We start from the raw sequence: 11,669 nt of genomic DNA, 5'->3' as shown, positions 1-11,669 counted from the left end.
AGGGGCACTGGGAGACCCCCGGCTACCGGGGACGAGGTGGCGGCCCGCAGGGCTAAGCGCGGAGGTGGGTCTTCAGGACCTTGCCGCTCGCGTTGCGGGGGAGTTCCGGGAGGAACTCGACCTCCCTCGGGACCTTGTAGTTCGCCAGCTCGCGGCGCGACCAGGCGATCAGGTCGGCCGCGGTGAGCGTCGCGCCCGCGCGGCGGACCGCGTACGCCTTGCCGACCTCGCCGAGGCGCGCGTCGGGGACGCCGACGACCGCGACGTCGGACACGTCGGGGTGGCCCAGCAGGACGCGTTCGATCTCCGCGGGGTACGCGTTGAAGCCGCCCACGACGTACATGTCCTTGATCCGGTCCGTGATCCGCAGGTTGCCCTCCGCGTCGAGGACGCCGAGGTCGCCGGTGTGCAGCCAGCCGTCCGCGTCGACGGCCGCCGCGGTGGCCTCGGGGTCCTCGAAGTAGCCGCTCATCACGTTGTGGCCGCGGACCAGCACCTCGCCGGGGCCGTCCGGCGTCGCAGCGAGGACGCGCACCTCGGTGTCGGGGATGGCGCGGCCGGAGGTCGTGGCGATGGTCCGGGGGTCGTCGCCGCGCCGGCACATGGTGACGATGCCGCTCGCTTCGGAGAGCCCGTACGCCGTGAGGACGGTCTCGATGCGCAGTTCGGCCCGGAGTCGTTCGACGAGTTGGAGGGGGACGATCGCCGCGCCGGTGACGACGAGGCGGAGCGCGGACAGGTCGTGGGCGTCGCGGCCGGGGTGGTCGAGGAGGGACTGGTGGAGGGTGGGCGGGCCGGGGAGGACGGAGATGCGTTCGGCGGCGATGTGGGCGAGGACGGCGTCCACGTCGAAGACGGGTTGCGGGACCATCGTGGCGCCGCGCATCAGGCAGGCGATGACGCCGGCCTTGTAGCCGAAGGTGTGGAAGAAGGGGTTGACGATCAGATAGCGGTCGCCCGGGCGCAGCCCGGCGAGTTCGCTCCAGACGTCGTAGCAGCGCAGGGTCTGGGCGTGGGTGATCACCGCACCCTTGGGGCGGCCCGTGGTGCCGGAGGTGTAGACGATGTCGGAGGGGTCGGAGGGGTCGATGCCCGCGGCGCGGGCGCGCACCTCGGCCGGCCCGACCGCCGCGCCGGCCGCGAGGAAGTCGGGCCAGGCGCGGTAGTCGTCGGGCGCGGAGTCCGCGAGGACGACGACCTGCTCCAGGTGGGGCAGTTCGCCGCCGTGCCGGCGCAGTTGTGCGACGTAGGACGTGCCGAGGAAGGTGCCGGTGACGAAGAGGAGGCGGGCGCGGCTGCGGCGTAGCACGTCCGCGGCTTCGCCGCCCTTGAAGCGGGTGTTGAGGGGGACGAGGACCGCGCCGGCGGTGACCGCGCCGAGGGCGCAGACGATCCAGTCGAGGGAGTTGGGGGCCCAGACGGCGACCCGGTCGCCGCGCTGGACGCCGGCCGCGACGCACGCGGCGGCGGACCGTTCGACGCGCGCGCCGAGTTCGGCGTAGCTGACGCGGGTGCGGCCGTCGACGACGGCCTCGCGCGCGCCGTGGACCTGCGCGGCATGGCGTACGAGCGCGGGGACGGTGCCCCACTCCAGATCGCCGCGCAGGAGGTGCGAGCCGGGTCGCGAAGCAGTGTCGGCCGTGTCCATCGAGGAGCCCTCCCACTAGCTGACTATCCGTCAGATTAGCGGTAGCCTGACGCGCTGTCAGCATTCGGGATCGAACGGCGGAGGTGCCCGTGCCCGGTCTCAAGGACGCGACGGCGATAGCCGGAATAGGCCAGACGGCCTTCGCGAAACAGCTTCCGGAATCCGAGAAGACGCTGGCCTGCCGGGCGATCGTGCAGGCGCTCGACGACGCCGGCATCCCCCCGTCCGAGGTGGACGCCTTCGCCTCGTACACGATGGAGGAGACCGACGAGGTCGAGATCGCCAAGTCCATCGGCGCGGGCGACGTGACCTTCTTCGCCAAGGTCGGCTACGGCGGCGGCGGCTCCTGCGCCACCCTCGCCCACCTCGCCGCGGCGATCGCCACCGGCCAGGCGAGCGTCGGGGTGGCCTGGCGCTCCCGCAAGCGCGGCAGCGGACCGCGCCCCTGGAAGAACACCGCGGCGCAGCTGCCCACCCCCGGCCAGTGGACCCGACCCTTCGGACTGCTGCGCCCGGCCGACGAGATCGGGATGCTGGCCCGCCGCTATCTGCACGAGTACGGCGCCACCCGCGACCACCTCTTCAACGTCGCCCTCGCCTGCCGCAACCGGGCCAACCAGAACCCGGCGGCGATGATGTACGAACGGCCCCTGACCCGCGAGATGTACATGACCTCCCGCTGGATCAGCGAACCGCTCTGCCTCTTCGACAACTGCCTGGAGACCGACGGCGCCCTCGCCTGCGTCGTGGTCTCCGCCGAACGCGCCCGCGACCTGCGGCAGAAGCCGGTCTATCTGCACTCCGTCGCCCAGGGCCTGCCGGCCCAGCACCACGGGATGGTCAACTACTGGAACGACGACCCGCTGACCGGACCCGCCTGGACCTGCGCCCGACAGCTGTGGAAGAGCGCCGACTTCGGCCCCGACGACGTCGACGTGGCCCAGATCTACGACGCGTTCACCCCGCTGATCCCGCTCTCCCTGGAGGGGTACGGCTTCTGCGGACGCGGCGAGGGCGCGGCGTTCACCGAGGGCGGTGCGCTGGAGATCGGCGGCCGGCTGCCGATCAACACCGGCGGCGGCGGGCTGAGCGAGGCGTACGTCCACGGCTTCAACCTCATCACCGAGGGCGTGAAGCAACTGCGCGGCACCTCCACCGCGCAGGTGCCGAACGCCACGACCTGCCTGGTCACGGCGGGCGAGGGCGTGCCCACGTCGGCCGTACTGCTGAGGAGCTGACCCTTGAGCGAGACATCCGGACTGCTGTCCCCCGTCGTCGACGAGGACGGGGCACCGTTCTGGGAGTACGCGGCGCGCGGCGAACTGCGGGTGCAGACCTGCGCGTCCTGCGACGAGCCGCGGTTCCCGCCGCGGCCCTGCTGCCCGCACTGCCAGTCCTTCGACAGCGGATGGCGCAAGACGGGCGGCCGGGGCCGGATCTGGTCGTACGTCGTCCCGCACCCGCCGCTGCTCCCGGCGTACGCCGCACTCGCGCCGTACAACGCGGTCGTCGTCGAACTGCTGGACGCGCCCCGCATCCGGCTCGTGGGGAACGTGGTGAGCGCGCCGGACGCACCGCTGGACTCCGTCGACCCGGCGCGGCTGCGGATCGGGGCCGGGGTGAAGGTGGCGTTCGCGCCGCCGGACGACGCGGGGCTGCGGATGCCGCGGTGGCTGCTGGAGCGGCCGTGACGGGGGTGTCCGTGGACCGGGACGCGGTCGCGGAGACCGGCGTCGCGGTCGTCGTCCTGGACCGGCAATCCCGGCTCAACGCGATCGACCTCGCGGCGGCCGAAGCGCTCACCGCGGCGTGGCGCTCCTTCCGCCACGACGACGCGGTGCGCGCGGTGGTCGTCACCGGCGCCGGCGACCGCGCCTTCAGCACCGGCATCGACCGCGCCGTGGACGTGCCGCAGCCCACCTCCCCGTACAGCATCGACGATCCGCTGATCGCCATCGGCCCCAAGGCGAACGACCTGTGGAAACCGGTCGTCGCGGCGGTGGAGGGCATGGCCTGCGGCGGTGCGTTCTACCTGCTCGGCGAGTGCGAGTTCGTGATCGCCGCCCGTACCGCGACGTTCTTCGACCCGCACACCAGCTACGGCATGGTCAGCGCGTACGAGTCCGTGCTGCTGGCCCAGCGCATGCCGTACGGCGAGATCGCCCGACTCGCCCTCATGGGCACCGCGGAACGCCTCGGCGCGGCGCGCGCCCACGAGATCGGCCTGGTGTCCGAGCTGACGGAGCCGGGCGCGGCGCGCGCGGCGGCGCTGCGGTGCGCGACGACGATGGCGTCCTACCCGACGGACGCGGTGCAGGGGACGGTGCGGGCACTGTGGTCGGCGCGCGAGCCGGTCCGGTCCGCGGCGCTGTCGCTGGCACCGCACTTGATCGCCCTGGGCAATGCGTCCCCTGCGGCGCAGGCGGCCCGTTTCGCCTCCCGGGGTGACGGCGAGCCGCCCCGGGTGAGGTGAGCGTCTCCCCTGCGGGGTGCGTGGGTGCGTCGTGGTCGTCCGCGCGGTTCCGCGGCACCTCCAGCGCCCCGACCACCGCCGGTTCCCCGCGAGGGCGTTGCTCTCCGCGGGCCGGTGGATGGCCGGGGGCGCGGCGATGACATCAGGCCAAGGGATACCGAAGTTCCGCCGCACCAACGGGAGTTGATCAATTTCGCGATCAGATCCCCTGTTCGTGGCAGGTTCCTCCGGCGTAGCGTGACGGGTAGACGCCTGGTACGCCGTGCGTCGTGCGCGCAGAAGGGGGAGTCGTGCAGGAAGGGACCGTGCTGGACGGCCGGTGCCGGCTGATCGAGGCGATCGGTGCGGGCGGGTTCGGTCAGGTCCGGGAAGCACGCGACTCCGAGCCCGACCGTCTGGTGGCGGTCGCGGTCACCACCGGCACCGGCAGCGGAAAAGCGCCACGGGCGCCCCGCGTGCCGTCGACCCCGCCGGGCTCGTCGGCCTCGGTCGCTGCGGCCGGAAGCGGTCGTTCCCCTTCCCGCGTCCCCCACGCGTACTCCGCCACGGCGGAGTCAGCCACCACCGATGCCGGAGAGGTCGTCTGACCCGCTCCGGTCAGGGAGGAGTGAACGTACCCCGTGAGAGTCGAAGGCATACACCTGGCCGCCACCGGCGCCCACATACCGCCGCGCACCAGCGTTCAGGAGGCGGTCCGACGCGGCCGGTACGAGCAGGAACTCATGGACTCCTGCGGCTGGCGGGCGATCGCCACCGCGCGGGGGACGGCCGCGCCGGACATGGCGGTCTCCGCCGTCCGCCAGGCGCTGCGGCGGTCCGGGCTGCCACCGGACGACATCGACCTCCTCGTCCACTCCCACGCCTACCACCAGGGGCCCGACGGCTGGTCGGCTCCGCACTACATCCTGCGGTCCACGCTGGCCACGCCGATCCCGGCGTTCACGGTCGAGCAGGGGTGCAACGCCTTCCTCAGCGCCCTGGAGACCGCGACCCAGTACCTGCTCTGCTCGCCGTCCCGCACCGGCGCCGTGGTGTGCAGCGCGGACAACTTCGGCGCGCCGTCGGTCGACCGCTGGCACGCCCACCGCGACGCGGTGCTCGCCGACGCGGGCACCGCGGTCGTGCTGGGCAAGCGGCCCGGGTGGGCCCGGCTGCGCTCCGTGGAATCCGTGTCGTTGCCGCAGTTCGAGATCTTGAACCGGGGCCACGACCCGATCTTCCCGCCGCCGGTGACGGCCGGGAAGAAGCTCGACATGAACGAGCACCTGGAGGCGATGGTCGACGAACTCGGGCCGAAGGCGGCCGACATCGGCACGCAGTACGGCGCCAGCGCGACCAAGCTGATCGAGCAGGTCACGTCGGAGGCGGGGATCGCGGTCACGGACCTGTCCAAGGTCCTCCACCTCGGGGCCGGCTCGACGGACTTCCTCGACAGCCATCTGCGGCCCATGGGGTTGGACGCGTCGCTGGGGGACGTGGAGTTCTTCCGGGACGTCGGGCACGCCGGCGCCACGGACGTCGGGCTCCAGCTCAACCATCTGATGGAGAACGGTTCGCTGCGGCGCGGGGACCACCTGCTCATGGTGAGCGCGGGTCCCGGGATCATGGTCACCGCGGCGGTGCTGACCGTGGACGATCCGCCCGGCCCGGACGAACTGGCTGCCGGGGACGGCACGCCATCCGCCGAGGGCCGCACGGACGGTGGACCGTGGTGAGCCGGCGGGACGCGGCGCCCCGTGCGACGCCGCGATCAGAGCAGGAGCAGGGGTCCGGGACGTACGGGACCTTAGCCGTGGAGCGGGACGGATCGGGTGTCGACGACGAGGCCGTCGCCATCATCGGGATGGGCTGCCGCTTCCCCGGGGACGCCGACTCCCCCGACGCCTTCTGGAAGTTGCTGGTGGAGGGCCGGGACGGGATCCGTGACGGCGGGGCGCGCTGGGAGCCCTACGCGGCGGCGGGCCAGGGGCACGCAGCCGTGGTGCGCTCGACGACGAGCCGCGGCGGGTACCTCCCCGACGAGGCGGTCGCCGGCTTCGACGCCGAGTTCTTCGGCGTCTCGCCCCGCGAGGCGGAGCTGATGGACCCCCAGCAGCGGCTGCTGCTGGAGTTGGCGTGGGAGGCCCTGGAACACGCGGGCGTACCGCCGCTGGACCTGGCCGGCGGCGACTGCGGCGTCTTCGTCGGGGTGGGCTCGGACGACTACGGACGCCGGCTGCTGGAGGACCTGCCCGGCATCGAGCCCTGGACCGGGATCGGCGCCTCGCCGTGCGCCACCGCGAACCGCATCTCGCACGCCCTGGACCTGCGCGGCCCGAGCCTCGCCGTGGACACCGCGTGCTCCTCCTCCCTCGTCGCGGTCCACCTGGCGCGCCGGAGCCTGCTGTCCGGGGAGAGCGACGTCGCGCTCGCCGCGGGCGTGAACCTGGTCCTGGCGCCGGGCCTGTCCGTGACGCTGGACCGGGCCGGAGCCACCTCGCCCGACGGCCGCAGCAAGCCCTTCGACGCCTCCGCCGACGGCTACGGGCGCGGCGAGGGCGCCGGCGTCCTCGTCCTCAAGCGGCTGGTCGACGCCGAGCGCGCGGGCGACCGGGTCCTCGCGGTGGTCCGCGGCAGCGCGGTTCGTCAGGACGGCCTGACCGAGGGCATCATGGCCCCGAACGGCGCCGCCCAGGCGGACCTGCTGCGGCGGACGTACGAGCGCTGCGGCGTCGACCCGACGACGGTCGACTACGTCGAGGCGCACGGCACCGGCACGATGGCGGGCGACCCGCTGGAGGCCGGTGCGCTCGCCGCGGTCTTCGGCGCGGGCAGGCCGTCCGGCGCGCCGTGCCTCATCGGCTCGGTCAAGGGCAACATCGGCCACCTGGAAGCCGGTTCCGGCATCGCCGGCATGATCAAGACCGTGCTCGCCCTCGTCCACGAGGAGATTCCGCCGACCGCGCGGTTCACCACCCCCCATCCGGGGATCCCCTGGGCGGACGCCGGGCTGCGGGTGTGCGCCGCACGCACGCCCTGGCCCCGGGGCGGGCTGCCGCGCCGGGCGGGCGTCTCCAGCTTCGGCTACGGCGGCACGATCGCCCACGTGGTCCTGGAGGAGGCCCCGGTGGGCGCCGCCCGGCACCGGTCCCCCGCGCCGTCCGCGCTCCCCGCCGCAGCCGACGTACGGTCCGGGTCGCACGGCTCGGCCGCCCCGGACGAGTCCGCGCCGTCCGAGGGCCGTTCCGAGCCGCAGGCCCGGCCGGGCGGGGCCGAACCCGACCCGGGCGGCGGCGCGCCGTGGCTCCTGCCGCTCTCCGCCCGTTCGCAGACCGCCGTCCGCGCGGACGCGGCCCGGCTGGCCGACTGGCTCGCCGGTCCCGGCGCCGCGACCCCGCTCGACTCCCTCGTCCACACCCTGGGCACCCGCCGCAGCCATCTGGACCACCGGATCGCCGTCCTGGCCACCGACCGCGAGGACCTGGTGGCTTCCTTGCGCGCCGTCGCGTCGGACCAGGCCCCGCCCACCGTCGCCGCCTCGGCCGCCGACGGCGCCGGGCCGCCCGCGGAGGCGGCGGACGGTGTGGTGTGGCTCTTCTCCGGCACCGGCGCCCAGTGGCCGGGCATGGGACGCGACCTCCTCGCCGAGGACCCCGTCTTCGCCGCCGCCGTCGACCGGCTCGACCCGGTCCTGGCCGAGGAGATCGGCACCACCGCCCGGCACCTGATCGAGGAGGGCGACGTCTCCCGCGTGGAGGTGGCCCAAACCCTGATCTACGTGGTCCAGATGGGCCTGGTCGCCGTCTGGGAGTCCCTGGGGGTGCGGCCGGCGGCCGTCCTCGGCCACTCCCTCGGGGAGATCGCCGCCGCCGTGACCGCCGGCGTGCTCTCGCTGGAGGACGGTGCGCGCCTGGTGTGCCGGCGCAGCCAGCTGCTGCGGCGGGTGGCCGGCGCGGGGGCGATGGTGCTGGTCGGCCTGGACGCGGACGAGGCGTACGCCCGTTGCGTCGGCCACGACGGGGTGGTGCCGGCGGTGCTCGCCTCCCCCACCACGACCGTGCTGGCCGGCCCCGTGGCGGGGATCGACGCACTCGTCGCGGAGCTGGCGGCGACCGATCCCGAGCTGTTGGTGCGCCGGGTCAGCAGCGACGTGGCGTTCCACAGCCCGCAGATGGTCCCGCTCGCGAAGGAACTCGCGTTCGCCGCCGCCGATCTGACGATCCGTCCGCCCGAGGTTCCCGTGTACGGCACGGCCCTGCACGACCCCCGCGACCGCGCGCCGCGCGACGGCTCCTACTGGGCGACGAACCTCCGCAACCCGGTGCGGCTGTCGGAGGCGGTGGCCGCAGCCGCCGAGGACGGCTTCCGGACCTACCTGGAGGTGTCCGCCCACCCCGTGGTGCAGCACTCCGTCCAGGAGACCCTGGACGCCTTCGGCGCGTTCGGTCACGACGTCGTCGCGTCCGTGCGCCGCAACGCCGGACGACGCGGGCACCTGCTCGCCAACGCCGGGACCCTGTACTGCCGCGGCGTCCCGCTGGCCTGGCCCCCGGCCGCGCCCGACACCCGACTGCTCTCCCTGCCGCCCAGGTCCTGGCGGCGCCGGCGCTTCTGGCGCGAGACGAGCGCCCCGAGCGCCGACCGGGAGCGGCAGGGCCCCGCGTACGGCACGGTCCTCGGATCGCACACCGCGCTCCCCGGGACGACGCCGCTGGACCTCTGGCGCACCCAGGTGGTCCCGGAGGCGTTGCCGTACCCCGGCAGCCACACGATCCAGGGCGTCGAGGTCGTCCCGGCCGCGGTGCTCCTCCAGACGTTCCTGACCGCGACCGGGTCGACGTTGCGGGAGGTCTCCTTCCGCCTGCCGTTGACGCTGGACGCGGCCCGGGACGTCGACGTCACCGTCCAGGACGGGGTGGCCCGGGTGCTGTCCCGGCCCACCGCCGCACCCGAGGGCCCTTCCGCGCCCGGGGACGGCCGGGCCTGGCCGACGCACGCCGCGGCGTCCGTCGCCGGCGACGACCTCCCTCCCGACCCGCGCGGCCCGGCGCGGCCGTACGCCCCCGAGGAACGCACCGAACTCGCCCCGGGACAGGTTCTGGACGACCTCGCCTCGGTCGGAGTGCCCACGATGGCCTTCCTCTGGCAGGTGGTGCGGGCCGAACGCGTACCCGACGGCCTGCGCGTGGAGGTCCTGGTGCCCGAAGGGGACACGGGTCCGCAGGACCCCGGTCACTCGGGCGCCGTGCAGGGCTCCGGGGACGCGGAAACGGCCCACGAGTCCGGTCGGCCCGCGGACGCCCGGCACTCCGACCCTTCGGAAGACCGGCAGCCGTCCGAAGGATCCGGCTCCTTTGAGCAGGCCACCGGCGGATGGGCCGCGCTCTTCGACGCCGCCCTGTCCACGGCCGCCGTCGCCTTCCCCGGACCGCCCGCCCTCCGGGTGGTGGCCGGTGTCGACCGGGTGTGGACCACGGGCGCGCCCCCGGCCGACGCCCGCATCGAGGTGTACGTCGGCGAAGGCCCCGGCGCGGACGGCACGGCCGACGTCCGCATCACGGCACCGGACGGGCGCACCGTCGCCGTCCTGACCGGCGTGCGGTTCGCCGACGGCACGCCGCCGAGCACCCCCGAGGAACTCCTCTACCGCACGGAGTGGCAGCCGCTGCTCCGGGACGGGGCCCCGCCCGACGGCCGCCCGCTGGTGTTGGTCGGCCCGGACGGCGCGCTCGCCCACCGGCTGCGTACGGCGGCCGAAGCCGCGGGGCGCGCCTGCTCCCTGGTCGACGGCGTGGACGCGACCGGGCCGCTGCCGGCGCCGGTGGACGTGGTCGTGCTGCCGTCCGCCGCCGGGCAGGAAGAGGCGGCGGACACCGTGCGGGAGGCCGCTGCGGCGGAGGCGTGGCTGCTGGCGCGGACCGCCCAGCACCTGCTGTCCGAGCCGCCGGGCCGGGCGCGGCTGTGGTCGCTGACCTGCGGCGGACAGGCGCCTGACAGTCTGACGGCCGTGGCCCAGGCGGCCCGCTGGGGCCTCGGCCGCATCGTCGGCGGCGAACACCCCGAGCTGTGGGGCGGCACCGTCGACCTCGGTGCGCGCTGGACGGACGAGGACCTCGCCGTGGTGCTGGACGTGCTCGCCCGTCACCCCGGCGAGGACGTCGTCGCCGTCCGGGACGGGGACGCCCGGGCGAACCGACTGGTGCGAGCGGACGCCGTGCCCGAGCGCCCGCCGCTGCGGTGCCGGCCCGACGGCACGTACCTGATCACGGGAGGTCTCGGCGTCCTGGGCGGCGAGGTGGCCCGGTGGCTGGTCGACCGCGGGGCGCGCCGTCTGGTGCTGGTCTCCCGCCGCGGGCTGCCGCCCCGCCCGCACTGGGCGACCCTGCCCGAAGGCCCTGCGGCGCGGGCCGTGGCTACCGTGCGCGGCCTCGAAGCCCTCGGCGCGACCGTGCGCGTGCTGGCGCTCGACGTCGCCGACGAGGCCGCCTGCGCCGCGGCCCTCTCCGCGCAGGAGTGGGACCTGCCCCCGGTCCGGGGCGTCGTCCACGCGGCGGGCGTCCTCGACGACCGGCTGGTCGAAGCGCTCGACGCCGACGCGCTGACGGCGGTGCTGCGTCCGAAGGCGGGCGGCGCCCTGACGCTGCACCGGCTCTTCCCGCCCGGGCAGCTCGACTTCCTGGTGCACTTCTCGTCGTGCGGGCAACTGCTGGGCCTCACCGGCCAGGCCGCGTACGCCACCGGGAACGCGTTCTTGGACGCCATGGCCGCGTACCAACACGCCCAGGGCGGCACGGGCGTCATGAGCCTGGCGTGGACGTCCTGGCGCGGGATGGGCATGGCCGACAACGCGGCCGTGAACGCCGAACTCGCGGCGCACGGCGTCGGGGACGTCTCGGCGCCCGAGGCGTTCGCCGCGTGGGAGCGGGCGAGCCGGCTGGGCGGGCCGGCGCTGGCGGTGCTGCGCACGGTGCCGCTGCCGGACGGGGCGCGGCGCACGGGCCTGCTGCGGGACGTCGTCGACGCCGACGAGGTCATGGACGCCACGCGCGGCGGGGCCGCGCAGCCCCCGGGTGCGGTCGGGCTCGCGGAGCTGCCCGAGGCCGAACTCCGTGCCGTCCTCCAGGACCGGGTCACCGCCGTGATCGCGGCCGAGATGAGGGTGGCCGTGGAGGAACTGGAGCCGGACCGGTCGCTGATGAAGCTCGGCCTCGACTCCGTCATGGCGATCGTGATCCGCCGCCGTCTGGAGCGGGTCCTGGAACGCAGGCTCCCGGTGAACCTCGTGTGGCACCGGCCCACGGTGTCCGCGGTGGTGGAGCACCTCGTGGCGACGACGGGACCGTAGCGGCGGGGGCGGTGCGGCCGACCCGGCCAGCCGCACTGCCCCTGCCCCTGCCGCTGCCCCTGCGTGATCGCCTCGCCCCGACGGCACCCCGCCCCGGGCGCGGCGAACCTCCCCTGCGGAGTGCGCGGTCTGCGCGGGCCCGTCGTACATGCTGGCGCCCCTGCACAACACCGCCGTTTCCCTGCCGGTCGCGTTGGCGAGTGCGGGTCCGTTGTGGTTGCTCG

General features: G+C 74.9%; 7 protein-coding genes. 6 read left to right on the top strand and 1 reads right to left on the bottom strand.

Annotated features, from left to right (window positions below; translation table 11 throughout):
* Nucleotides 1–52: 52 nt before the first annotated feature.
* Nucleotides 53–1,606 carry a FadD3 family acyl-CoA ligase gene (locus AB0E05_RS31695; RefSeq protein WP_361970259.1) on the bottom strand — a complete coding sequence of 518 codons (1,554 nt, stop codon included), beginning with the start codon at nucleotides 1,604–1,606 and terminating at the stop codon, nucleotides 53–55.
* 131 nt (nucleotides 1,607–1,737) lie between these two features.
* Here AB0E05_RS31695 and AB0E05_RS31690 point away from each other — a divergent pair, with 131 nt between their 5' ends.
* The 6 genes from AB0E05_RS31690 (at nucleotide 1,738) to AB0E05_RS31665 (ending at nucleotide 11,445) form a co-directional block, all read left to right on the top strand.
* On the top strand, nucleotides 1,738–2,886 hold the full coding sequence (locus AB0E05_RS31690) for a lipid-transfer protein (RefSeq protein WP_361970132.1): 1,149 nt from the start codon (nucleotides 1,738–1,740) through the stop codon (nucleotides 2,884–2,886).
* Nucleotides 2,887–2,889: 3 nt separating this feature from the next.
* Nucleotides 2,890–3,339 (top strand): OB-fold domain-containing protein, encoded by a 450-nt coding sequence (locus AB0E05_RS31685; protein WP_361970129.1) that lies wholly within the window; start codon nucleotides 2,890–2,892, stop codon nucleotides 3,337–3,339.
* Nucleotides 3,336–4,121, top strand: a complete 786-nt coding sequence (locus tag AB0E05_RS31680) for an enoyl-CoA hydratase/isomerase family protein (protein ID WP_361970127.1) — start codon at nucleotides 3,336–3,338, stop codon at nucleotides 4,119–4,121. Before AB0E05_RS31685 ends, AB0E05_RS31680 begins: the two co-directional genes overlap by 4 nt.
* 290 nt (nucleotides 4,122–4,411) lie before the next feature.
* Nucleotides 4,412–4,708 (top strand): hypothetical protein, encoded by a 297-nt coding sequence (locus tag AB0E05_RS31675; protein WP_361970124.1) that lies wholly within the window; start codon nucleotides 4,412–4,414, stop codon nucleotides 4,706–4,708.
* A gap of 33 nt (nucleotides 4,709–4,741) precedes the next feature.
* Nucleotides 4,742–5,836 carry a ketoacyl-ACP synthase III family protein gene (locus AB0E05_RS31670; protein ID WP_361970121.1) on the top strand — a complete coding sequence of 365 codons (1,095 nt, stop codon included), beginning with the start codon at nucleotides 4,742–4,744 and terminating at the stop codon, nucleotides 5,834–5,836.
* A gap of 77 nt (nucleotides 5,837–5,913) precedes the next feature.
* Entirely contained in the window at nucleotides 5,914–11,445 is a 5,532-nt protein-coding gene (locus AB0E05_RS31665) for a beta-ketoacyl synthase N-terminal-like domain-containing protein (protein WP_361970118.1), read from the top strand.
* Nucleotides 11,446–11,669 lie beyond the last annotated feature (224 nt).

Source organism: Streptomyces sp. NPDC048057 (assembly GCF_040653095.1).
Taxonomy (GTDB): domain Bacteria; phylum Actinomycetota; class Actinomycetes; order Streptomycetales; family Streptomycetaceae; genus Streptomyces.
This window is presented reverse-complemented; position numbering and strand designations above follow the sequence as displayed.